This window comes from Collinsella sp. 4_8_47FAA (genome assembly GCF_000763055.1).
Taxonomy (GTDB): Bacteria; Actinomycetota; Coriobacteriia; order Coriobacteriales; family Coriobacteriaceae; genus Collinsella.
The window spans coordinates 355,859-380,875 of record NZ_KN214135.1 but is presented as its reverse complement, the minus strand read 5'-3'; the positions used below and the strand labels follow the sequence as shown (position 1 = coordinate 380,875).

18 protein-coding genes and 1 tRNA gene are annotated in these 25,017 nt (G+C 61.2%); 18 read left to right on the top strand and 1 reads right to left on the bottom strand.

Going from position 1 to position 25,017, the window contains the following annotated elements; genetic code table 11:
• Positions 1-15: 15 nt before the first annotated feature.
• The gene (locus HMPREF9463_RS05045; protein WP_035137560.1) at positions 16-2,064 is read right to left on the bottom strand and encodes an ABC transporter permease subunit; all 2,049 of its coding nucleotides are present in this window, start codon (positions 2,062-2,064) and stop codon (positions 16-18) included.
• Between the two features lie 317 nt (positions 2,065-2,381).
• On the opposite strand from HMPREF9463_RS05045, the gene HMPREF9463_RS05040 reads away from it, so the two are divergent.
• From HMPREF9463_RS05040 to HMPREF9463_RS04955, 18 genes are all read left to right on the top strand, one after another.
• A complete protein-coding gene (locus tag HMPREF9463_RS05040) occupies positions 2,382-3,866 on the top strand; it encodes a Mur ligase family protein (protein ID WP_232219754.1) in 1,485 nt (494 codons plus the stop codon).
• A 33-nt stretch (positions 3,867-3,899) separates the two neighbouring features.
• Complete coding sequence (locus tag HMPREF9463_RS05035) at positions 3,900-4,811, top strand: HAD family hydrolase (RefSeq protein WP_035137558.1); 912 nt, start codon at positions 3,900-3,902, stop codon at positions 4,809-4,811.
• A 51-nt stretch (positions 4,812-4,862) separates the two neighbouring features.
• A complete protein-coding gene (gene murI, locus HMPREF9463_RS05030; protein WP_035137557.1) occupies positions 4,863-5,747 on the top strand; it encodes a glutamate racemase in 885 nt (294 codons plus the stop codon).
• Positions 5,748-5,802: 55 nt separating this feature from the next.
• A complete protein-coding gene (rph, locus tag HMPREF9463_RS05025) occupies positions 5,803-6,528 on the top strand; it encodes a ribonuclease PH (RefSeq protein WP_035137556.1) in 726 nt (241 codons plus the stop codon).
• A gap of 143 nt (positions 6,529-6,671) precedes the next feature.
• Positions 6,672-7,313 carry an RdgB/HAM1 family non-canonical purine NTP pyrophosphatase gene (gene rdgB / locus HMPREF9463_RS05020; RefSeq protein WP_035137555.1) on the top strand — a complete coding sequence of 214 codons (642 nt, stop codon included), beginning with the start codon at positions 6,672-6,674 and terminating at the stop codon, positions 7,311-7,313.
• A 3-nt stretch (positions 7,314-7,316) separates the two neighbouring features.
• Positions 7,317-7,763: a D-aminoacyl-tRNA deacylase gene (gene dtd / locus HMPREF9463_RS05015; protein ID WP_035137554.1), complete on the top strand. Its 447-nt coding sequence runs from the start codon at positions 7,317-7,319 to the stop codon at positions 7,761-7,763.
• 130 nt (positions 7,764-7,893) lie between these two features.
• Positions 7,894-8,190 (top strand): Veg family protein, encoded by a 297-nt coding sequence (locus tag HMPREF9463_RS05010; protein WP_006234957.1) that lies wholly within the window; start codon positions 7,894-7,896, stop codon positions 8,188-8,190.
• A 2-nt stretch (positions 8,191-8,192) separates the two neighbouring features.
• Positions 8,193-9,089: a 4-(cytidine 5'-diphospho)-2-C-methyl-D-erythritol kinase gene (gene ispE, locus HMPREF9463_RS05005; RefSeq protein ID WP_052044085.1), complete on the top strand. Its 897-nt coding sequence runs from the start codon at positions 8,193-8,195 to the stop codon at positions 9,087-9,089.
• Between the two features lie 49 nt (positions 9,090-9,138).
• Positions 9,139-9,215, top strand: a tRNA-Pro gene (locus HMPREF9463_RS05000).
• 112 nt (positions 9,216-9,327) lie between these two features.
• Positions 9,328-9,603: a twin-arginine translocase TatA/TatE family subunit gene (gene tatA, locus HMPREF9463_RS04995; protein WP_022094895.1), complete on the top strand. Its 276-nt coding sequence runs from the start codon at positions 9,328-9,330 to the stop codon at positions 9,601-9,603.
• Between the two features lie 106 nt (positions 9,604-9,709).
• Positions 9,710-10,180 (top strand): transcription elongation factor GreA, encoded by a 471-nt coding sequence (greA, locus tag HMPREF9463_RS04990; protein ID WP_006234960.1) that lies wholly within the window; start codon positions 9,710-9,712, stop codon positions 10,178-10,180.
• Between the two features lie 79 nt (positions 10,181-10,259).
• Positions 10,260-12,224 (top strand): lysine--tRNA ligase, encoded by a 1,965-nt coding sequence (gene lysS / locus HMPREF9463_RS04985; protein ID WP_035137552.1) that lies wholly within the window; start codon positions 10,260-10,262, stop codon positions 12,222-12,224.
• Between the two features lie 335 nt (positions 12,225-12,559).
• On the top strand, positions 12,560-14,128 hold the full coding sequence (locus tag HMPREF9463_RS04980; protein WP_198019925.1) for a threonine/serine exporter family protein: 1,569 nt from the start codon (positions 12,560-12,562) through the stop codon (positions 14,126-14,128).
• A 317-nt stretch (positions 14,129-14,445) separates the two neighbouring features.
• Positions 14,446-14,994 carry a hypothetical protein gene (locus tag HMPREF9463_RS04975; protein WP_022094319.1) on the top strand — a complete coding sequence of 183 codons (549 nt, stop codon included), beginning with the start codon at positions 14,446-14,448 and terminating at the stop codon, positions 14,992-14,994.
• Positions 14,995-15,275: 281 nt separating this feature from the next.
• A complete protein-coding gene (locus HMPREF9463_RS04970) occupies positions 15,276-19,715 on the top strand; it encodes an acyl-CoA dehydratase activase (RefSeq protein ID WP_035137551.1) in 4,440 nt (1,479 codons plus the stop codon).
• Positions 19,699-20,388, top strand: a complete 690-nt coding sequence (locus HMPREF9463_RS10430) for a TetR/AcrR family transcriptional regulator (RefSeq protein WP_052044084.1) — start codon at positions 19,699-19,701, stop codon at positions 20,386-20,388. Before HMPREF9463_RS04970 ends, HMPREF9463_RS10430 begins: the two co-directional genes overlap by 17 nt.
• A gap of 192 nt (positions 20,389-20,580) precedes the next feature.
• A complete protein-coding gene (locus HMPREF9463_RS04960; RefSeq protein WP_035137550.1) occupies positions 20,581-23,223 on the top strand; it encodes an ATP-dependent Clp protease ATP-binding subunit in 2,643 nt (880 codons plus the stop codon).
• A 214-nt stretch (positions 23,224-23,437) separates the two neighbouring features.
• On the top strand, positions 23,438-24,895 hold the full coding sequence (locus HMPREF9463_RS04955) for an aminoacyl-histidine dipeptidase (protein WP_035137549.1): 1,458 nt from the start codon (positions 23,438-23,440) through the stop codon (positions 24,893-24,895).
• The last annotated feature ends 122 nt before the right edge of the window (positions 24,896-25,017 follow it).

Genomic DNA, 25,017 nt, shown 5'->3' with positions numbered 1-25,017 from the left:
GCTATGTATGAGCGGTTAGCGCTTGCTGCGCTCGGCGAGACGGTGCTCCACCTTGGTGACGATGTGGATGAGCGGAATCGTCACGACCAGATAGTAAAGTGCGGCGCAAATGTAGGGCGTAATGTTGCCCGTGGTGGCCGTGAGGTTTTTGGAGAACAGCATGAGCTCCATGACGCCAACGCTCGAAAGCAGCGACGTGTCCTTGTACAGCATAACGAACTCGCTGGTCATAGTCGGTATAACGTAACGTACAGCCTGCGGGACCACGATGCGCGACATAACTTGGGACCAAGTCATGCCAAGCGAGTAGGCAGCTTCCGCTTGACCATGCGGTACGCTCTCGATGCCGGCACGGAAAATCTCGGCAAGATAGGCCGAACAGTTGATGGCGAGCACGCCAACGCCGAGCGGCAGATTGGGCACGTTGAGACCGATCATAGGGAACCCAAAGAACGCAATGTAGATCTGCAGGAAGAGCGGGGTTCCGCGCAGGACGTTGATGTATGTCACGGCGATGCCGCGCAGCATACGACTATGACTGATTTTCATAAAGGCAAACAGCAAGCCGATGGGGATGGCGAGCGGAAAACCGATGGCGGTCACGGCAAGTGCTATGCCCCAGCCCTTAAAGAGCGAGGCGATTGAGGTGACGATAATCTGCGGCTTGCAGAACATGCCCAAAAACGGGTTGGAGTTCCATGCGGCAACCCAAGGCTGGGCATCGAGCCAGGCGACGATTTCTTGCACCATGGTGCTCTCCGAGACGCTGATGGTGGGGCTCTCGGGAAGATCTCGCTTGTCGCCGTCGGTGACATAGCTGCCGGTGACGGCATAGGCACCCGCGTTGCTCGGGAATACGACGTCGGGGACGACAACGCGAATCTGCGAGCCGGCAGCGACGGGATCGGCGAACTTGATGACGAGCTTTGAGCCGTCCAGCGAGCACGATGCCTTGGCACCCGTCTGGTTCAGTCCGTCGAGCAGCGTGACCTTAACATCGGTGCTTTCAAATGACCCGCCTTCGGGCAGCTCAAGCTCAATTTGCGAAACGTCGCCCTCGTCGCTACCCGTTGTCGCTTCCCAGGTCAGGCGGGTTGCGATGCCGCCGAGCACGCCGTTGCCGCCGTCTTCGTTTGACTTGGCGGTCGCCGAGGTGACGGCGAGTGAAGCGCCCGTCGCGTCGTCTGGGCTCGAGGCATCCTCGTTATCGGACCCGCTCGTGGGTGCCATGCCAAACCACTTCTCGTACAGTTTGTCATAGGCGCCGGAGCTCTTGATCTTGGCAAGGGCATCGTTGATGGCCTGTGTCAGCTCGGGGTTGTCTTTAGAGACGGCAATGCCAAACTGCTCGCCCGTCGGAACCTCTTTGATGATCTCCATACCGGTAAAGGAGTTCGAAACCATCCACTGCTCAACGGGAAGATCGCATACGACCGCCTGGCACTGACTACTCATGACGGCGGTGAAGGCTGCCGTCCAGTCGTCAAAGTTGACGGTGGTTGCCTGCGGCAGGTTCTCGATTGCCCACTCCTCGGATGTGGTGCCCGACTGCACGGCAATTTTGACGCCCGGTGCGTTGAGGCTGTCGACCGTGTCGTATCCAGTGTTCTTTGCAACTGCGACGCCCTGGTTGGAGTCGATATAGGGATCGGTGAAGTCGACCTCGTCCTTGCGCTCGTCGGTAATCGTGATGTTGCATGCGCCGACATCGGTCTTTACACCCTGTTTGACCATGGGGATAATGCCGTCGAACTTTTGCGCCGGCAAGTAGTTGAGCTCCAGACCGAGCTCGTCCGCGATCATGCCCATGAGTTCATAGGTAAAGCCCTGGTCTTCGCCGGAATCGTTGACGTATTCAAACGGGGGTGTGGCCAAGTCACTTGCGACGGTGAACTTGCCATTCTCGACGAGTGTGTAGGTGCTCGAGGCGTTCTGGGAGGACGAACAGCCGCTCGCGCCGATGGTGGTGGCAAGGGCCACAACGATCGTCGCGAAGGCGCAGACGATGCGCCGGGTCAACTGGATATGTGCCGAGCGGTGGCGACGTTCGAAGTGTCGTTTCATCTGGAATCCTTTGCTTGGGCATGATGAGTCGGCATTGTGGGTCAATGAGGCGCATCAAGACATTTGGATAAAGAATAGCACCCAGATTTCCTTGTTTTTACACGGGGTGGACACTGTTGTCATTTATTGGCCCACAGCACAGTCCATGCAATTTTTTAGAAGGCTGCAGTGCGCGCAAGGTCAGGTGGCATATTAGGATGGTTGATAATACAGAATGTTTCATCGTTTCTGCCGCGGGACGTCTTTTGCCCTTTAAGGCTGAATTTAGCGAGAGAGGTCTTTGTATGTCGAGTCCGACACAAGAGAAGCTAACTCTGATGCGCTATATAGAGTTGCTCGAGGAAGATGACCTTGTTGTTTCCAGACCGAGCGCTTCGTGCGACCAGCGCATTGAGTTTGCGACTGACGACTCGCGCCAGGTGCGTCCGGGCACGTTGTTTGTCTGCAAGGGCCGCGCGTTTAAGCGCGAGTACCTGCTTTCGGCAATCGCCGATGGCGCCGTGGCCTACGTTTCCGAGGTCGATTACGATGTTGATCTTCCCGCGGTGATTGTGAGTGATATTCGTCGCACGCTCGCCGTGGTGGCAGATGCCTTTTATGGGCACCCGTCGGGTAGGGTGAAGGTCTGCGCCTTTACAGGTACCAAGGGCAAGTCGACCTGTAGCTTTTATCTGCGCGGCATTCTCGCCAACGAGGCCAAGCTTACGGGCTGTCATCGACCCGCTCTTAATACGGGCATTGAGTTCGACGACGGCATCGAGACGGGTCCTTCCAAGCTGACGACTCCCGAATCCTTTCTGCTGCAGTCTCGCATCGCACATGCTGCGGAGGCGGGTGCCCCGTGGCTGGTTATGGAGGCATCGAGCCAGGGCCTCAAATACGAGCGCACGGGCAAGATCGCCTTTGAAGTCGGCGCCTTTACCAATATCGGCGAGGATCACATTTCGCCGATTGAGCATCCGACGCTCGAGGATTACTTTGCCAGCAAGCTCAAAATTTTCTCGCAGAGCCGTTTTGCCGTGGTCAATCTCGATATGGATAAGGTCGATCGTGTGCTCGAGGCGGCATCTCGTTGCGAACGTACGGTGACGTTCTCCCTGACCGACGAGCGTGCCGACGTGCTTGCGCTGGCGATTCGCAATGGTGACTGCGGCGTGGTGGCAACGGTGCGCACGCCCCGCTTTACGCGCGACATTGTGATTCCCACGCCGGTTAAGTTCAATGTGTCCAACGCGCTTGCCGCTATTGCCTGCGCCGAGGCCCTGGGCATTTCCGAAGAGGGTATCGTCCACGGCTTTGAGGGCGTCTTCGTTCCCGGCCGTATGGAGCTCTATCCGTCCGTATCGGGCAAAATCTTGGGTATCGTCGATTTTGCACATAACGGCATGAGCCTCGAGACACTCCTGCGCGACTTGCGCGAGAACTATCCCGAGCGCGAGCTGGCGGTTGTATTTGGCGCTACGGGTGGTAAGGGTGTCGATCGACGCACCACGATGGGCATCGCCGCTGGCAAGTATGCCGACCGAATCGTGATTACCGAGGATGACCCCGGCCCCGAGGATGTCGAGGATATTTGCGCCGAGATCGCGCGCAACGTTCAGGCGCAGGGAAATGATAACTGGCAAATCGTGACTGATCGCGTTGCCGCTATCGAGACTGCCGTGCGTGAGACCGTCCGTCCTGCCGTGGTCATCGTGACCGGTAAGGGCGAGGAAGAGCGTATGCTGCGCAAGAACGGACCCGAGCCTTGTGGGCGCGATGGTTCGATTCTCAAGCGCACCCTTGCGGCGTACGACGCCTAAGACCAGAAGCCCCTTCTACGTAATGGAGTGACCATGTCCCACAATACCCTGCCGACCGTCGCTGAGCTTTCGGGCGAGATGCGCGAGCGTCTTGCCAAGGTTAAGTACGTCTTTACCGACCTGGACGCCACGATGCTCGCACCCGGCTCGTGCGTGCTGCGCGACAACGACGGCAACCCCTCGACCAAGCTCGTCGAGGCTGTCGTGGCACTTGCCCGCGCCGGCATGCAGGTGGTTCCCACCTCGGGCCGCAACCGCACCATGATCCACGAGGATGCGCGCGTGCTCGGCCTCAACTCCTACATCGGCGAGATGGGTGGTCTGGTCATGTACGACCTCAAGGCCAACGATTGGGAGTACCTGACCGGCGATATGCCCTACGACCCCGCCTGCGACCTCACGCCGCATCAGGTGATCGAGCAGACCGGCGTGTGCGAGAAGATTCTCGCCCGCTGGCCGCACAAGATCGAGTACCACAACGACATGTCGACCGGCTACAAATACCGTGAGGTCACCGTCGGCATGCGCGGCGATGTGCCCGACGATGAGGTCCAGGCCATCCTGGACGAGGCCGGCTGCGGTCTGATCTGGGCTTGCAACGGCCATCTGACTCACCTGTCCAAGCCGACGACGCTCGAGCTCGATCGCGTCGAGGACGGTCGCGCATTCAACATCAACCCCGCCGGCCTCAACAAGGGCGTTGCCATTGCGCGCTTCTGCGAGCACCTAGGGATCGAGCGCGAGGAGACGTTGGCGCTCGGCGATTCCGAGTCCGACTTCTACATGGCCGATCACGTGGGCACGTTCTGCCTGGTCGAGAATGGCCTGACGAGCGCCGGCGCGCCCGAGTTCCTGGCTGCTTGCGAGAACGCTTTCGTTACGCGCGGCAAAATTGTCGACGGTTGGGCGGCGACGGCAGAGCTGCTGGTCGCGGCGCGTTCGTAGCGCGGCGTCGCTGCACTTGGACATGTCTTTTCGAGAGAGACTGGTGAGGTAATGTCCGATATCGAGAATCCGGCAGGCGACACGCGCCCGATTGGCGTGTTCGATTCTGGTTTGGGCGGTCTGACGGTTGCGCGCGCGATTGCGACGGCGCTGCCGCACGAGTCCGTCTACTACTTTGGCGACACCAAGCGCTGCCCCTACGGCACCCGCACCGAGGATGAGGTGCGCTCGTTTGCGTTGCAGGCGGGTCGTTGGCTTTCGAAGCACGACGTCAAGATTATGGTCATCGCCTGCAACACGGCGACCGCTGCGGCCTTGCGTCTGGCCCAGCAGGTGCTCGACGTTCCCGTGATCGGTGTGATCGCGCCGGGTGCCCGTGCAGCAATCAACAGCACGCGTACGCGTCGCGTGGGCGTGCTCGCCACCAACCTCACCATTCGCTCGGGCGCCTACACGCGCGCCATTCAGGATCTGGATGCCGGCGTCGATGTATACGGCTGTCCTGCCTCGAGCTTTGTCGAGGTTGTCGAACACGAGCTCGCCTCGGGTGCACATCTGCAGGAACAGTGGCTTGAGAACGAGGACATCTTCGATACGCCTGCCGTGCGTGCGCTGGTGGGTGCCACGGTTGAGCCGCTGCGCGACCACGGTATCGATACCGTGGTGCTTGGCTGTACGCATTTCCCGCTGTTGGTGGGACCTATCCGCCATGCACTGGGGCCTGGGGTGCGCGTCGTGAGTTCCGCCGAGGAGACCACGCGCGAGCTGACCGATATCCTCACGCGCCGCGAGCAGCTGGCGGGCGACGCAGCCGAGCCGCAACATCGTTTTGCAACGACGGCCGATAATATTGCCGAGTTTGCGGTGGCGGGCAGCTTTATCTTTGGTCAGCCGCTCAAGAGCATCGAACATATCGATATCGACGAACTGAAATAGATACAAGGTCACCGACCAAAGGCTCACTTTCATCTTTTGCCGAAAGGATATTTCTATGGAGTATATGCAGGTCAACCGCGCCAACGGTCGCGCCGCCAACGAGTTACGCCCCGTTAAGCTCACCCGTGGCGTCATGAAGCACGCCCACGGCTCGTGTTTGGCCGAGTTCGGCGACACGCGCGTGCTGTGCGCCGCCACTATCGAGGAGGGCGTGCCGGGCTGGCGAAAGGGCGCCAAGGCCGGCTGGGTGACTGCGGAATACGCCATGCTGCCGGCGTCGACCGGCAAGCGCTGCAAGCGCGAGCATGCCAACCGCAAGGGCCGCTCCATGGAGATCGAGCGCCTCATCGGTCGCAGCCTGCGTACCGTCGTCAATATGAAGGCACTCGGCGAGTACACCGTTACCGTCGACTGCGACGTGATTCAGGCAGACGGCGGCACGCGAACGGCGAGCATTACCGGCGCCTGGGTGGCACTGCACGACGCCCTTGCCATGTGGGTCGAGGCGGGCAAGATCGAGCGCATCCCGCTTATCGGCCAGGTGGCTGCCATTTCCATGGGCGTTGTCGACGGCAACACCCTGCTCGACTTGGATTATTCCGAGGACAGCCATGCCGAGGTCGACATGAACCTCGTCGCCACCGACGCCGGTGAGATGATCGAGCTCCAGGGCACCGGCGAGCAGGCGCCCTTCGACCGCAAACGCCTCAACGTCCTGCTCGACCTGGGCGACAAGGGTATCGCCGAGCTCATCGAGCTTCAGCGCCAAGTCATCGCCTAACCTGCCAAAAAGGGACAGGTTTATTTTGGCAGGCTTTATCTGCGGAAACGTCTAGACACAAGACTGCCGTTGATTGAGAGGGGAGAGGCGGAGGCCCTCGTTGCCCTCGGCGCGGCATTGATATAGAGACAAGGAGGCCAGTCATGGCACTTGAGAAGATTGACATCGACACCCTCGACCCGGCGGCGACCATCGTCGTGGCAACCGGCAACGCCCATAAGCTCACCGAGATTGAGGCCATTTTGGGCAAGGTCATGCCCGAGGTACGCTTTGTGGCGCTTGGTCAGCTGGGCGATTTTGAGGACCCCGAGGAAAACGGCACGACGTTTTTGGAGAACGCCATCATCAAGGCGCAGGCTGCGGTCGAGGAGACGGGCCTTATGGCCATCGCCGACGATTCCGGCCTGGTCGTCGACGCGCTGGGCGGCGAGCCGGGCGTGTATAGCGCGCGCTATGCGGGCGTTCACGGCGACGATGCCGCCAACAACGCCAAGCTGCTCGTGAATCTGGATGGCGTGGCCGACGAGGATCGCACCGCGCGCTTTATGAGCGTCGTTGTGCTCATCGACACGGATGGTCTGGTTACCTATGGCGAGGGCGCCTGCGAGGGCGTTATCGCGCACGAGGGCCGCGGCGACCATGGTTTTGGCTATGACCCGCTGTTCCTGCCGGTCGACACGCCGGGCAAGACCATGGCCGAGCTGACGGCTGACGAGAAAAACGCCATCAGCCATCGTTTCCACGCGCTCGAGCATCTGTCCGCCAAACTGACGGGCGAGGAGTAGACCGTGCGTGCGGTGGTGCAGCGCGTGCTCAACGCCGGCGTGACGGTCGACGGCGAGTGCGTGGGCCGCATTGGACGCGGCTACCTGGTGCTGCTGGGCGTGGGCCACGGCGATACGCGTGCCGAGGCCGACAAGCTGTGGGGCAAGCTCCGCGGCCTGCGCATCAACGAGGATGAGAACGGCAAGACCAATTTGGCACTGGCCGATGTCGACGGTGAGGTACTCGTGGTATCGCAGTTCACGCTGTTTGCCGACTGCCGCCACGGCCGCCGTCCGTCGTTTACGGATGCCGGCGCGCCCGATGTCGCCAACGAGCTCTACGAGTACTTCTTGACGCTTGTGCGCGAGGACGTCGAGCAAGTAGCACATGGCATCTTCGGCGCCGATATGAAAGTCGATCTTGTCAACGACGGTCCGTTCACCATCGTCTTGGACACCGATAGTCTGTAAGTAGTCAATTTGGGACCGGGCTTTTTAAGCTACTTGCGTATGGCGGCAGCAGGGTGCTATAGTATTAGAGTTTTGTCTATCTTAGGGGTATTATCCCCTTTTTGAATTGCACCTTCTGGAGGCCCTGTTCATGGAAGAGATGGAAGTCAATCACGTCGACGACATCCACGAGAAGCTGACCGATATGGTGGGCGATCGCGTCAAGGTTAAGGCCAACATGGGCCGCACCCGCGTTGTCGAGCGCATGGGCACCATCAAGAGCGTCCACCCCGCCGTCTTTATCGTCGAGGTTGACGAGCGCCGCGGCCGCAAGTCGCGTCAGTCCTACCAGTATATCGATGTCCTCACCGGTCAGGTCGAGCTGTTCGACCCTGAGAGCGGCGAGCATATCTTTACCCCGCTCGGCAATCAGCTCGAGGAGCACTAACGGTGACCGATCGGTCCCTGACTCTTTCCGCGCCGGCAAAGATTAACCTCTACTTGGGGGTTCATACCGAGCGCGATGACCGCGGCTACCACAGGGTCGATTCCCTGATGGCAGCCGTCGGTCTTTCCGATACCGTGACGGTCACGCCGGCACAGGCGCTGGCCGTTCAGACGGTTCCGGCATCAGATTTTCCCATGCAAAAGAATACGGCGTATCGGGCTGCGGTTGCTATGGCCGAGCATTATGGTCGCGAGGCAAACATCTGCGTGACGATTGAGAAGCGCATTCCATTGTGCGCCGGCTTGGGCGGCCCCTCGACGGATGCGGCCGCGGTCATTGTCGCCTTGGCGGAGCTCTGGGGAATTGATCGCACCGACCCCGCGCTCGACGACATCGCGCGCGGCATTGGTGCTGACGTCCCGTTCTTTTTGCATGCGAGCCCTGCGTTCTACGTAGGTGGAGGAGACGTGCTGGCAACTGAGTACCCCGCGCTGCCCGCAACGCCCGTCGTGTTGGTCAAGCCGCGCGAGGCGAGCGTTTCGACAATTGAGGCCTATCGACGTTTTGACGAGGCCCCGGTGCCTGCGGACAAGCCCGGCGCGATAGCTTCTGCCTTGCGTGCTGGTGATGCCGAGACGGCATATGCACTCATCCATAACAACCTGGGTGTCATTTCCGCACAGATGGAGCCGCAGATTCAAACGGTCCTCGACTGGCTGCGTAAACAGGACGGCACCGTTGCTGTAGATGTGTGCGGATCGGGTGCCTGCTCGTTTGCCATTTGCGACACCGCCGACATGGCCGAAAGGCTTGCCGACGCTGCCCAGCAAAACGGCTGGTGGTCCTGCGCGACTGAGCTTATTCCCAACACGGTTCAAATCGACGCGCCAAAGAAATAAAAATTTCTCTAGCACGCGGCGAAAATCTTTGTTACTATAGTCGAGCTAACGGGTTGTGGCTCAGTTTGGTAGAGCACTGCGTTCGGGACGCAGGGGTCGCTGGTTCAAATCCAGTCAACCCGACCAGAGCATGAGGAGGGACCGCTTCTTGCGGTCCCTTTTTTTAGCTAGTGTTGTGATACCGCGATACCCGCGGTATACTCATTCGAGCTTGTCTCGCTGTATTGTGGAGGTCTACATGTTTGGACTGAGGGCTCCTGAGCTCATCATTATTCTCGTCGTTGTCCTGATTATCTTCGGGCCCAAGAACCTGCCGAAGCTCGGCAAGTCCCTCGGCTCTACCGTCAAGAATATCCGTGAGGGTATGGAGGGCGACGATAAGGCCGAGACCAAGCAGGCCGAGGAGGTCGTGGTCGAGCAGTCCGAGGAGGACAAGGAGATCGCTGAGCTCGAGGCCAAGCTCGCTGCTGCCAAGAAGAAGCAGGCAGAGGACAGCGACGCGGACGCAGAGTAGTCCCATCCCTTTGGGGTGAGCACCTGACCGGCTTGCCCGCAGGCTAGCCGGTCTTTTTCGTTTTGTTGACAGTTGATTGTTTGATCAGAGTTGGGGAGATATCCGTATGGACGCAAGCCAGATCGTACTGACCGCTGAGGGCCGCCAGAAGCTCGTCGAGGAGCTCGCTTGGCGTGAGGGCGATTACGCCAAGGAGATCGTCGAGGACATCAAGGAAGCCCGCGCGTTCGGCGACCTTTCGGAGAACTCCGAGTACGACGCCGCTAAGGACAAGCAGGCCCAGAACGCCGCTCGTATTGCCGAGATCCAGGCCATCCTCGCCAACGCTCAGGTTGCTGCCACCACGGGCGACCTGACCGTCTCCATCGGTTCCACCGTTTCGCTGATTGATCCCAACGGCGAGGTCATGGAAGTCACGCTCGTCGGTACCACCGAGACCAACTCGCTCGAGCACAAGATTTCCAACGAGTCTCCGGTCGGTCACGCCATCATCGGTCACGGCGAGGGCGACTCCGTCGAGGTCGTTACGCCTTCCGGCAAGACTCGCGTCTACACCATCGCCAAGATCGCACGCTAGACCACGGTCCCGCGTAAAGGTATGTTTTCGCTCCCTGGGACCGAATCCTGGGGAGCGTTTTAGTTTGAGGAGCTAACTTATGGCAGAGAACCAGAACGCCGCCGATCAGGCATCGACGCTCAACGACGAGCGCGCCACCCGCCTGGCCAAGCGCGCCGCCCTGTTCGAGGCGGGCCAGAACCCCTATCCCGAGCACTCTGAGCTTGAGGACTACGTCGCCGATATCGAGACTAAGTACGCCGAGCTTGCCGATGGCGAGGACACCGAGGACGTCGTGAAGATCGCCGGCCGCGTGGTCGCCAAGCGCGGCCAGGGCAAGATAATGTTCATCGTCGTGCGCGATGCGACTGCCGAGATTCAGCTGTTCTGCCGCATCAACGACATGGACGAGGCTGCCTGGAATACGCTCAAGGCCCTCGACCTGGGCGACATCCTGGGCGTGACCGGCGTGGTCGTGCGCACCCAGCGCGGCCAGCTTTCCGTTGCCCCTAAGAGCGCGACCCTGCTTTCCAAGGCCGTTCGTCCACTGCCCGAGAAGTTCCACGGTCTTTCCGACAAGGAGACCCGCTATCGCCAGCGCTATGTCGACCTGATCGCCAACGACGACGTTCGCGAGACCTTCCGTAAGCGTTCGCAGATTCTCTCTACCTTCCGTCGCTTTATGGAGTCCGACGGTTACATGGAGGTCGAGACCCCCATCCTGCAGACCATCCAGGGCGGCGCTACCGCCAAGCCGTTCATTACCCACTTCAACGCGCTCGATCAGGAGTGCTACCTGCGTATTGCCACCGAGCTCCATCTCAAGCGCTGCATCGTCGGTGGTTTTGAGCGCGTGTTCGAGATCGGCCGCATCTTCCGTAACGAGGGCATGGACCTTACCCACAACCCCGAGTTCACCACGATGGAGGCCTACCGTGCCTTCTCAGACCTCGAGGGCATGAAGGCGCTCGCCCAGGGTGTCATTAAGGCGGCTAACAAGGCCATCGGCAACCCCGAGGTCATCGAGTACCAGGGCCAGACCATCGACCTTTCTGGTGAGTGGGCCAGCCGTCCCATGACCGACATCGTCTCCGACGTGCTCGGCAAGCAGGTCACCATCGACACGCCGGTCGAGGAGCTTGCTGCCGCCGCGCGCGAGAAGGGCCTGGAGATCAAGCCCGAGTGGACTGCTGGCAAGATCATCGCCGAGATTTACGATGAGCTGGGCGAGGACACCATCGTCAACCCGACGTTCGTGTGCGATTACCCCATCGAGGTCAGCCCGCTTGCCAAGCGCTTTGAGGACGACCCGCGCCTGACGCACCGCTTTGAGCTGGTTATTGCCGGTCACGAGTACGCCAACGCGTTCTCCGAGCTCAACGACCCGGTCGACCAGGCCGAGCGCTTTGCCGCTCAGATGGCCGAGAAGGCCGGCGGTGACGACGAGGCCATGGAGTACGACGAGGACTACGTGCGCGCCCTCGAGTACGGTATGCCTCCCGCGGGCGGCATTGGCATTGGTATCGACCGCGTGGTCATGCTGCTTACCAACCAGGCTTCTATCCGCGACGTGCTGCTGTTCCCGCACATGAAGCCCGAGAAGGGTTTCCAGTCCGGTGCCGCTGCCGCCAAGGCTGCCGAGGCCGGCAACGCCGCGAGCCCGTTCGTTAAGTCGCTTAAGCCCACGCTCGATTACTCCAAGATCGCCGTTGAGCCGCTGTTTGAGGAGTTCGTCGACTTTGATACCTTCTCCAAGAGCGACTTCCGCGCTGTGAAGGTCAAGGCATGCGAGGCCGTCAAGAAGTCCAAGAAGCTGCTGAACTTTACGCTCGACGACGGTACCGGTACCGACCGCACCATCCTCTCCGGTATTCACGCTTATTACGAGCCCGAGGACCTGGTCGGCAAGACCTTGCTCGCCATCACCAACCTGCCTCCGCGCAAGATGATGGGCATCCCCAGCTGCGGCATGCTCATCAGTGCCATCCACGAGGAGGATGGTGAGGAGCGCCTCAACCTGATCCAGCTCGACGCCTCCATCCCCGCCGGCGCAAAGATGTACTAGGGGGTTACGCGGTTCTACGAACCGCGTAACCAGTTGACGCTGCGCGCCGCCCAGGGCGACAATTTGTCATTCAAAAGGCAAGGCATGACCAGAAGGTCTATGCCTTGCCTTTTTCATGCCAACTTGTTCGCCCTGGACGTCGCTCGCTGTCCGTCCTCTACCTGCGGCGTTGACTTGATTGATACTTAGAACATCGATGTAGTCATTAGGGACGCTCTTAAACGACTATCCAACGGCTATTGCGCGCATGGCTCGCATGACAGCCGTCTCTTTTATGTTTCCTTTAGCCGTCGCTGTCTAGGATGGGGGTTAGTCGATAGGAAGGGAGCACCGGGATGGACGACGCGAGCGAGCGCGCAATCGAAGAGGACATGCTCGATCAGTTCAACTACTTTGATGATGAGGACGAGGAGCTGATCGACCGTCGCGAGCCAGCGCCGCTTGATTCCTTTGATCTGGTCGATGAAGAGCCCGACGAGGACGAGGGCGAATCGGCGGAGCCCTCACAGCCTTCGCGCCTTAACTCGCTGCTTTCGAGAGCCCCCATGCACCACGGCGTTCGTGCCGGCGCGCTCCATATGAAAACTGACTGGCACCAGATCGTGACGGCAGGCGATGAGCTTGCCGTCGATGCGCCGCTCACCGATAAATCATCCATCATCTGCCGCACCGGCATGCTTATGCTGGCAAGCGGAACGGGTGCCTGGCGCGTGCGCGATACCATGAATCGTGTTGCCGCCGTACTCGGTGTCACCATCCACGTTGACTTAAGTCTTCTGTCGTTTGAGTGCACCTGCATCGAAGATGGTCACTGCTTTAATGAGGTCGTCAGCTTGCCCACAACGGGCGTCAATACCCATCGCATTTGGATGATGGAGAGTTTCCTCAAGGAAATCGAGACCTATGGTCGTCGCTTCACGGTGCACGAGTATCACGAGATGCTCAAGACCGTTGAGAGTTCAAAACCTGATTACGCGCCTTGGCAACAGGGCCTTGCGGCGGCCTGCGCCTGTGGCGCCTTCGTTTTTTTGCTCGGCGGCGGCCCTATCGAGATGGCCTGCGCGTTCGTGGGCGCGGGTGTCGGCAACTTTGCCCGCTCCCATATTCTCAAGCAAGGCCTTGGTCAGTTCAGCGCGCTGACGACCGGCGTTGCGCTCGCTTGCGTTTCGTATCTGCTGGCATTGCTCGGCCTTGGCCAGGTCATACCGGGGGCAATGTCGCACCAAGAAGGCTATATCGGCGCCATGCTCTTTGTGATTCCCGGCTTTCCACTCATTACGGCAGGCCTCGACATCGCTAAGCTCGACATGCGAAGCGGTATCGAGCGCCTTTCATATGCCGTATCGATTATTGTGATGGCGACCCTCGTAGGTTGGATGGTTGCCGAGTGTGTTGGCCTGGCGCCGGACGACTTTGCCCCACTGGGCCTTTCGCCGCTTGCCCTTACGCTCCTGCGCGTGGTGATGAGCTTCGTTGGCGTATTCGGCTTCTCGGTGATGTTCAACAGCCCGGTAAAGATGGCCGCGGCAGCTGGGTTGATCGGCGCCGTGTCCAATACCCTGCGTCTGACCCTTGTCGATGCGCCGACGATGATTCCCTTCCTGGGCCTCAGCACGGGAATGCCTCCCGAGGCAGCAGCGTTTATCGGCGCGCTGGTATCGGGTCTGCTGGCAAGCTTGGCCGAAGTCAAGCTCACCTACCCGCGTATCGCTCTCACGGTGCCTTCGATTGTCATTATGGTGCCGGGTTTGTATCTGTATCGCTCGATGTATTACATGTGCACCTTCGACACGGTCAATATGCTCGGTTGGTTTGTGCGTGCAGTGCTCATCGTGGCGTTTTTGCCCGTTGGTCTGGGTGTGGCACGTACACTCACCGACCCTCGCTGGCGCCACACCAGCTAATTGGTGCAAAGGGGACAGGTTACTTTGCACCCCCAATGAGTTGCGGTGAAATAGGGACTGAATTGCTGCTTAAAGGGTCAAAACAGTCCGTATTCCACCGCAACTTATGGGGTCGAGGGGGATTATTGGTGCCCTGCATCTCCATAAACTCAACGCTTACGAAGCGCGCGCCGTTCGTGTTAGGGTAGTTCCACCACATAAGTAGTCGCAGACGCACGTACCACGGGCGGGCGAGATGAAGTTCCAACAGCTCCATCTTGCCCGCCCGTTTTTCTTGCGTGGCGCCGCGGTACAACACAGAGAGGAATCTGCCCTTTATGCCTATCAACAAACGAGAGAGCCTGCTGTTCACCTTTATCATGTGCTTTTGCATGGTGCTCTGGATGAGCATCTACAACGTTGCCCTGCAGCACGGGGCCATCAACGGCGAGGTCGTTGCCACTGCGTGGCTCGGCTTCCCCGTTGCCTACATTTTTGCCATGTGCTGCGACTGGTTCGTCGCCAGCCCGCTCGCCAAGGGTTTCGCCTTTAAGTACTTGGTCACGCCGGGCAAGAGCTCGCCACTTGCCATGACGCTCGCCGTCAGCTCCTGCATGGTCGTTCCCATGGTCATCATCATGTCGCTGTACGGTGCCTGTGAGGGTCTGACGCACATGCCCGGCGGCATCCTTGCGAACCTGTATTCCGTGCCCGCGATCTGGATGATCAACATCCCGCATAATTTTGTGATGGCGCTGCCGTGGAACCTTTTGGTAGCCGGTCCGATTTCCCGCTTCGTCTTCCGTCGCGCCTTCCCTGTGGGGACGGTTTTCGAGGAGGAGCATGCCGAGCTCTTGGAGCAGGCTATGGCTCCTGAGTGCGAGTAGCTCGCTTAGGGATCTGCTGAGCGCGGGCGACTTGCTTGGTTGGAGCCCTAAGCGTGGATAGCTCTCTCGGCGACATCGCGGGCGTGAGCGGTGCGCATGACCGGAGGGCCCGTGCTGCTCCGTTGCCCGACGTGCTAGCGCGCAGAACAATCTGTTGGTGCATTCGGCGGCTGCTGAAGCGTTTCGGCAGCCGCTTTTTATACGGAGTTTAAATACAACAGTCTGTTGTATTACGTAGAGTGATATATCTCTAGCGGGAAAAATGCGAGAGACGGAGCATTATGGCGTTGCTAGTAGGACTGGACGTAGGGTCGACGACGACCAAAGTTTACGCGATGCACGAGGATATGACCGAGGCGTGGTGGGGATATCGCCGCCACGGGGCGTGTCAGACAGCGAGCGTGCGCGCCATGCTCGGCGAGCTCGCCGAGCGCTTTCCCCATGAGTCACTGCGCGTTGCGGTGACCGGCTCGGGTGCGCGCGATATCGCGACCGCGCTGGGCGCCTCGTACGTTCAGGAGGTGGTCGCCAACGCGCTCGCGATCAGCAGGTTCTATCCGCAGACGCGCTGCGCCATCGAGCTGGGCGGCCAAGACGCCAAGATGATCTTCTTCCGCACCAACGATAAGGGAGACATCGAGGTTGCCGACATGCGCATGAACGGCTCGTGCGCAGGCGGTACCGGTGCATTTATCGACGAGATGGCAAAGCTCATGGGGGTCGGCACCGAATCGGGCGAGTTCGAGCAGCTCGCAAGCCGGGGAACGACCGTCCACGAGGTCTCGGGCCGCTGCGGCGTGTACGCAAAGACTGATATCCAGCCGCTGCTCAACGAGGGCATTCCTACCACCGACCTGGCGCTTTCGGCGCTTCACGCGGTCGCCCGCCAAACGATCGGCGGTCTGGCCCAGGGTATCGACATCGAGCCGCCGGTAATCTTCGAGGGCGGTACGCTCGCCTACAACCCCACGCTGGTCCGCGTGTTCCGGGAGCAACTGAATCTATCGGACGATCAGGTTATCGTCCCGCGCGATCCGCAGATCATGGTCGCGCGCGGTGCCGCCCTGTCGCTGACCGACATGTTCGCATCGTCCCAACCGATCGACCTTCCCGACGCTTTTGTCCGGCTGGATAAGCTCGAGACGGTCGCGCCCGCAAGCGGGGAGGGACGTCTTGCCCAGCCCTTTTTTGCCACACCTGCCGAGCAGGCGGATTTTATGGCACGCCATGGCAAAGAGACGCCGGCAAAGGGTCCGGATGCGTATGCGCCCGGAGAGACGGTGCGTGTGGCGCTCGGTATCGATTCGGGGAGCACGACGACCAAGTTCGCCCTGGTCGATGAGGCGGGTGAGCTTGTCGATTCGTTCTACGCGTCTAATAACGGCAGACCGCTCGACGTCGCCCAACAGGGTCTTGTCAGCTTGAAGAACCGCTGGGAGACAGCGGGAGTCACGCTTGCGATCGATGCCGTGGGCACCACGGGATACGGCGAGGAGCTTTTCGCGCGCGCGTTCCACGCCGACTACCATACGGTCGAGACGGTCGCGCACGCCCGCGCCGCGTGCGCATGCGTTCCCGATGCGACCTTCGTGCTCGACATCGGCGGACAGGATATGAAGGCCATCTGGCTCAACCACGGCGTGCTGACCGATATCGTCGTCAACGAGGCGTGCTCTGCGGGCTGCGGCTCGTTCCTCGAGGGTTTTGCCAAAAACCTCGGAATAGCCGTTGAGGATATCGCGACCGAGGCATTTTCGTCCAAAGCCCCCGCCGTTCTCGGCAGCCGCTGCACGGTGTTCATGAACAGCAGCGTCGTTTCCGAGCAGCGGCGCGGTAAGGGTCCGGGCGACATCATGGCCGGTCTCTGCCGTTCGATTATCGAGAACGTGTTCACCAAGGTCATTCGCGTTTCAAATCTCAACCGTCTGGGCGACAAAGTCGTCGTCCAGGGCGGCACGTTCCGAAACGACGCGGTGCTGCGCGCATTCGAGCAGTATCTGGGCAAACCCGTCACGCGTGCGCCCCACCCGGGGCTGATGGGCGCTATCGGTATCGCCCTGCTCGCGCGCGAGGAATGCCGCAAGGGCGACGCCGGCACGTCGTTTATCGGGCTCGATGCCGTGGAGCGCTTCGAGCATCGCGAGTTCGGCGGCGTTACCTGCCGTCGGTGCAACAACCGCTGCCAGCGCGCGGTCGTGGCATTTGGCGACGGCTCGCTTTACGTCACGGGCAATCGCTGCCCGCGCGGCGGCGCCATCTCATGGGATGAGCTCGTGCGCGAGGTTCCCGCGGCGGAGGAGCTGCGTCCGCAGGGTGCTTGCGAGGCACAGGCACCCGGCACGGGGCGCGACCGGACCGCGGCTGCCCCCAATCTCTTTGTCGACCGCGAGAAGCTGCTGTTCGAGTCGTACCCCACGGTTCCCGTCAGCGGGGGGCGCGATGTCACGATCGGCATTCCCCGTGTGCTCGAGTTCTGGGACACCATGCCGTTCTGGTCGACGTTCTTCAGCACGCTCGGCTTTAAGGTGCGCGTCTCGGGACGCAGCACCAAGGCGATGTACGAGCGCGGTCTGGCGCACGTCACATCCGACACCGTGTGCTTCCCGGCCAAGCTCGTCCACGGGCACATCCGCAATCTCGTCGACGCCGGCGTCGACCGCATCTTCATGCCCATCATTACGACGGTGCCCACCGAAAACACCGCCTCTACCAGCGAGTGGATGTGCGCCGTCGTAAAGGGATACCCCTACGTGATGCGCAATTCCGATAACCCGGAGGAGCGTTTCGGCGTTCCGTTCGATACGCCGCTGTTCCACTGGTACGACGAGGGCGACCGAAACCGCCAGCTCAAGGCGTGGTGCAAGGAGACCTTCGATATCGATGCCGACCTGGTTGCCAAGGCGACCGAGCAGGCGGACCGCGCGCGGGAGACGTTTGAGAACCAGCTGCAGCTGCGCGGCAGGCAGGTGCTCGAGAACGTGCGCGAGGACGGCGGCTACGCGGTGGTGATCGCTTCGCGCCCGTACCACAACGACCCGCTGGTCAACCACGGGCTGCCCAAGCTCTTCTCTGAGCGCGGCATCCCCGTGCTGACGCCCGATGCGGTGCCGGGGGTCTGCAACGTCGATCTTTCCAACAGCCGCATCGACATCGTGAACAACTACCATGCGCGCATGCTGTCGTGCGCGGTCATCGTCGCATCGACGCCCGAGCTCGAGCTCGTGCAGATGGGCAGCTTCGGCTGCGGCCACGATGCATATCTCACCGACGAGATCGCGCGCATGATGGGCGAGATGGGCTCCAAGGTTCCGATGATGATCAAGCTCGATGAGAGCGACGTCGCCGGTCCCATGGGCATTCGCGTGCGTTCGTTTATCGAGTCGGTCAACCGTCGTCGCGCGGAGGAGCGTGCCGAGGGCGCCCGGGTGCACGCGGTCCATCCGCTCGACGACCCGTATAAGGTCAAGTACACCAAGCGCGACCGGCACGACAAGATCGCGCTGGTCCCCAACACCTCCCATGCGTTCTGCAGGCTCATGACCGCGGCGATGCGCAATCAGGGCGTGCGCGCCGAGGCCCTTGATATCGGGCGCGAGGATGCCATCCGCCTGGGCAAACGCTATGTGCACAACGACATCTGCTTCCCCGCGCAAATCGTGATCGGCGAGGCGCTCGCGGCACTCGAGAGCGGTAAGTACGACCCGCACGACGTCGCCGTGGTGACTGGCAAGTATATCGGCGACTGCCGCCTGACGCACTACATGCCCCTGCTGCGCCGCGCGCTCGACGACGCGGGATACGACTATGTCCCGGTGCTCACCAACGACGACGTCGATGCTCACAATGCGCATCCGGGCTTCAAGCTCGGCCTTGGCCCGAGCATCCAGATCGCCTACGGTCTTCCCATGATCGATGCCCTCGAGGCCATGCTTAGGCGCATCCGTCCCTACGAGCTCGAGAAGGGCGCGGCGGACGCTGCGTTCGACCGCGCGCTCGATGAGGTTATCGAGGGCATGGAGCGCTCCGGGCTGAGAGGCCAGGCGACGGGCTTCAAACGCGCGCTTGCGATCATGGACGCCGTTCCGTACGACCGCTCGAACCCGCATCCGACCGTTCTCATCGTGGGCGAGTACCTGCTCAATTTCCATCTCGGCGCCAACCACGAGATCGAGCGCTACCTCGAGGACAACGGGCTCGAGGTCATCGAGGCGCGCATGACCGACGTGATCCGCAAGACCTATTTCTACAAGCATGCGCAGTCGCGCGAGTTCCACGTCGACCTGTCGCTGCCCGAAAAGGCCTGGTACGCCACGGCGGACAACCTGTTCGAGCTCGCGCACGACCGTTGCGACCGCCTGGGCGCGGCGAGCCCGCTCTACGAGCCGCCGACGCGCATGCCCGAGCTCGTGCGCGCGAGCGATAAGATCCTGCACCATACGTTCGATGCGGGCGAGGGCGTGCTGATTCCGGCGGAGATCCTCGAGCACGCCAAGCGCGGCTGCCGCAACTTCGTGATCCTGCAGCCGTTCGGGTGTCTGCCCAACCATGTCGTGGGGCGCGGGCTCATCCATGCGCTCAAGGAGCAGTATCCCACGGCGCAGTTCCTGCCGCTCGACTACGATCCCGACGTGAGCTTCGCCAACGTGGAGAACCGTCTTCAGATGCTCATCATGAACGCCAAGGCGCAGGGGTGCGGTGAGGCGCATGGCGAGACCGCGTAAGGACGCCGATGCGCCCGATGCACGCACCCGTATCATCGAGGCGTTTTGGGAGCTCATCGAGAACAACAGCATCTTCGAGCTGTCGGTTGGCGAGGTGACCCGCGCCGCCCAGTGCAATCGCGGAACGTTTTACTACTATTTTCACGATTTCGATGAACTCGTCGCCATCGCCATAGCCCAGCTGCTGCAGGATAACGAGCTCATCACCGATGCCCTCTGGCATTTTTCGAGCGAGGGCGACCTTTCGGCGTTCGACCGGCGCGACGTCCGCTGCCTGCTGTGGCGCATCGTCATCACCATGAGGGCGGGTGCCGCCGAGCAGGTTGTGCAGGGCATCCATACGATCATCATCGACCGCGTGAGAGAGATCGTCCACCCCGACGGAGAAGAGCTCAAGGCAGATTCGAGCTTTGCGGTGGGCTTTCTGGTCTCGGGCATCATGGGCTTTGTGATGGCGGTCGGCTTTGCCCGGGAGGGCGGCGAGGAAATAGACCTCGAGCAGCTGGGGGACAGCGCGTGCGCGTACCTGAGGGCGGTCGCCATGCAGACGGTGGAAACGGTCGCGCAAGTCGAGGGCGTCGATACATCCGAGCTGCTCGAACGCGTCTCCAAGGAGGCCGATGCCTATCGCGCATCGCGTGCGACGAGTCCCGACGTGGTGAAAGACGCCTAGGGTTTCTCTTGCGGGGCGCCTGTCGCGCATCGCGCGGTGAGTCCCGCGATGCGGTCATAACCTGCATTCATGTGAGCCGGGTTTATAGATATTCCTCCAGCTGTTAACATAGACAACCTGTGGGTAAAGAGACAAAAGCGCCGCCGACGGGCGGGCGTTTTGATTTCGATGAACTCATGTAAGGAAACGAGCATGTTAGATAGATTTACCGATCGAGCGCGCAAGGTCATGTCGATGGCCAAACAGGAGGCGCTCGATCTGCACTCAAATAAGGTGGGCACCGAGCACCTGCTGCTCGCACTCGCCAAGGAGGACGAGGGCATCGCTGCCGAGGCACTGCGCTCGCTCGATATCTCCTACGATGACATCATGGATACTCTCAAAGAGGTCCAGACCACGGTCCCCGAGCCCAGCGAGGAGACCGAGGCGGCCAAGCTCGCCTTTACGCCGCTCGTCATCAGCGTGATGGAGCGTTCATTCCGCGTGGCGCGCGAGAACAACCAGACCTACGTGTCGACCGAGCACCTGCTCATCGGTATCGTCGAAGAGGGCAACGGCATGGCCATGGACATCCTCATGCGCCTGGGTGTGTCGTCCGCCTCCATCAAAAAGGCTATCGAGAAACTCACCGCCAAGGACCAGGACAAGAAGCGTCCGCTCGCCGGCGCCGGTGCTGGTCGTCCCGGTGCGGGCCTGCCGTTCTTTAGCGGCTCGGATGCCTCTCAGCAAAAGGGGAGCGGCACCGACACGCTCAAGCAGTTCGCCACCAACCTCACTCAAAAGGCGCGCGACGGCGAGCTCGATCCCGTGATTGGCCGCGAAAAGGAAGTCCAGCGCATGATGGAGATCCTTTCGCGCCGCACCAAGAACAACCCGCTTATCCTGGGCGATCCCGGCGTGGGCAAAACGGCCATCGTCGAGGGCCTGGCGCAGCAGATCGCTGCCGGCAACGTGCCCGAGAACCTCATGAACCAGAACATCTGGACGCTCGACCTGCCGGGCCTTGTCGCGGGTGCCAAGTATCGCGGTGAGTTTGAGGAGCGCCTCAAGAACGTGATCCAGGAGGCGACCGAAGCCGACGACGTTATCTTGTTTATCGACGAGATGCACACCATCATCGGTGCCGGCTCTGCCGAGGGCTCCATCGACGCGAGCTCCATGCTCAAGCCCGTTCTCGCACGCGGTGCTTTCCAGATCATCGGTGCCACCACGGCCGAGGAGTTCCGCAAGTACCTCACCAAGGACCCGGCCTTCGAGCGTCGCTTCCAGACCATCGATGTCGAGGAGCCGAGCGTCGAGGACACGGTCAAGATCCTGACCGCGCTCAAGCCGCGCTACGAGGAGCACCACCATGTGCGCTATACGCAGGGTGCTATCGAGGCCGCCGCGAACCTCTCCAACCGCTACATCCAGGATCGCTTCCTGCCCGATAAGGCCATCGACCTCATTGACGAGGCCGGCGCCCGCGCCCGCATCGCCGCCAACCGCGCGCCCGAGCCGGTGCGCGAGGCCGAGCATCGCGTGGAGGAGCTTAAGGCCGCCGCGCAGGAGGCCACCGAGAGCGACGACATGAACAAGGCCGCCGAGATCACCGAGCAGCAAAAGGCTGCCGAGATTGAGCTCGCCGAGGCCAAGGCTGCCTGGACGGCCGAGCTCGACGCCAGCCCGCTCACCATCGATGTCTCCCAGATTGCCGACATCGTGTCCGTGACCTCGGGCGTGCCGGTGTCCTCGCTCACCGAGAGCGAGAGCCGCCGCCTGCTGCAGGCCGAAAGCGTGCTCAAGACGCGCATCATCGGTCAGGACGAGGCCGTCGAGGCCGTTGCCAAGGCCGTGCGCCGCAGCCGCTCGCCGCTCAAGGACCCGCGTCGCCCCGGCGGCAGCTTTATCTTCCTGGGCCCCACCGGCACGGGCAAAACCGAGCTCGCCAAGACGCTCGCCGAGTATCTCTTTGGCAGCAAGGACGCGCTCATTAGCTTCGATATGTCGGAGTTTGGCAGTGAGTTCGAGGTCTCCAAGCTCATCGGTAGCCCCCCGGGCTATGTGGGCCACGACGAGGGCGGCCAGCTCACCAAGGCTGTTCGCCGTCACCCGTACTCGGTCGTGCTGTTCGACGAGATCGAGAAGGCGCACCCCGACATCTTCAATATCCTGCTGCAGGTGCTGGAGGAGGGTCGTCTGACCGATAGCCAGGGCAAGACGGTTGACTTCCGCAACACCGTGATCATCATGACGTCAAACGTGGGCGCCCGCGAGATCGCGCAGGATGCGAGCGTTGGCTTTGGCACCACCGGCGAGCAGGGTCTCACGTCGAGCGAGATCAAGGGCCGCGCGATGGGCGAGCTCAAGCGCCTGTTCCGCCCCGAGTTGCTCAACCGTATCGACGACATTGTGGTGTTCCAGAAGCTCTCGGGCGAGAACCTGACCAAGATCGCGCACCTGCTGGTGGACGACCTGCGCCAGCGCCTGATCGCAAACGGCATGAACATCAAGCTCACCGATGCGGCCTACGACAAGATCGTGGCCGAGGGCACTGACCTCACCAATGGCGCGCGTCCGCTGCGCCGCGCCATCCAAAAGCTCATCGAGGACCCGCTGTCCGAGGAGCTGCTGGCCGGCGAGTGGGGCGAGGGCGATACCGTCCTGTGCGACGTGGCCGATGGCAAGTTCGTCTTTAGCCATGGCACAGGCGAGATTCCAGCGCCGCGTCCGGCAGGTGCGCTCGGGGGCGATACCGCTCCGGCAGCGCCGCACACCGGAAACGCCGCGCCTGTGAGCAGTGGCGTGAGCTCGGGCCCCGGCGGCATGATGCAAGCCGGTTCCGGCGCGCTGTAGGGCGTGGCGACAATTTGATCTGTGCAATCGAGGCGTTCCGGCAAGGGCGCCTCGATTTGTAGAGCTGCGGTAACTGTGACCGTTACGCTATGCGGTCCACCGTTAGCCGATGATGCGAGGGCGCTCGGCGTTTTCGACTGGTTTATGCACGCAAAGTCTGGGAATATACAAGTCGCATGTCTTACTGTCTAACCAGTTGCGCCAAGGAGGCACCATGGACTACAAGATTACCGGCTACGAGCCCGCCCAGCTGTTCCATTTCTTTGAGGAGGTCAGCGCGATCCCCCGCGGGTCTGGCAACGAGAAGGGCATCAGCGATTTTCTGGTCGCGTTTGCCAAGGAGCGCGGCCTCGATGTGTACCAGGACGAGGTCTACAACGTCATCATTCGCAAGCCCGCATCTGCCGGTGCCGAGAATGCCCCGACCGTGATGCTGCAGGGCCACATCGATATGGTGTGCGACAAGTTGGGCTCCGTTGAGCACGACTTTACGACTGATGGTATCGACCTGGTCGTCAAGGACGGCGTCCTCACCGCTAACGGCACCACTCTGGGCGCCGACAACGGTATTGCCGTCGCTCTGATGCTCACTGTTCTCGATGACGATTCGATCATTCACCCCGCCCTCGAGTGCGTGTTCACCACCGACGAGGAGACTGGCCTGGTCGGCGCCGAGACGCTCGACAAGTCCCAGATTAGCGCCCGCACCATGATTAACCTCGACTCCGAGGAAGAGGGCGTTGCCACCGTCAGCTGTGCCGGCGGCGTCGTCGTTACCTACACCTGCCCGATCGTGCGCGAGCACAAGACCGGTAGCACCCTCACGCTCGACATCTCCGGCCTGCTGGGCGGTCACTCCGGCAGCGATATCCACCTGGAGCGCGGCAATGGTAACCTCATCATGGCCCGCATCATCGACCGCCTGATGGTCGCCGGCGAGCCCGCCATCGTTAGCTTTAACGGCGGCACCAAGGACAACGCCATTAACCGTGAGTGCAAGGCTGTTCTGGTCTACGTCGACCACGCTGCCGCCGAGGCCGCGGCCCAGATCGCAAGGGGCATCATCGCCGACGTCACCGCCGAGCTTGAGGTCTTCGACCCCGGCTTTACCTGCACCGTCGAGATTGCCGACGACGCCGAGGTCGAGGCCATGGACCAGAAGTCCGCGCTTGCCCTCATCCGCGCCCTGCGTCTTGCCCCCAACGGTGTGATCCGCCGCAACGTCGCCACCGACGGCTCCGTCGAGGTTTCCTCCAACATCGGTGTGGTTGCCACCTCTGACGACGAGGTCAAGATCATGCTGTCCCCGCGCTCCTCGATCACCTCGCTGCAGAACGAGTTCAAGGACCGTCTGCAGACGCTGGCCGATCTCCTGGGCTTCGACGCCAAGTTTGAGTTTGAGTATCCCGGCTGGAGCTATGCCGAGCATTCGCCGGTCCGCGAAGTCTTTGTCGAGAGCTATCGAGAGCTCTTTGGCTCCGAGCTGCGCATCGAGTCCATTCACGCCGGCCTTGAGTGCGGCCTGTTTGCCGAGGCCCTGCACGGCCTGGACGCCATCGCCGTGGGCCCGACGCTCTCCGATGTCCACACCCCGGACGAGAGCATGGAGCTCGCTTCTGCCGAGCGCTTCTACGAGCTGCTCATCGACGTCCTCAAGCGCCTCGCTGCGTAAAGGTTGCGCTAGCAGCAGTTCGAGCTACGTGCTAGCGGATTGCAAATGACATTACGAGAGGGGACATCCGAGCTTTTGCGACGGGTGCCCCCTCTCTTTTGTTTGATAATTGCGAAATTACG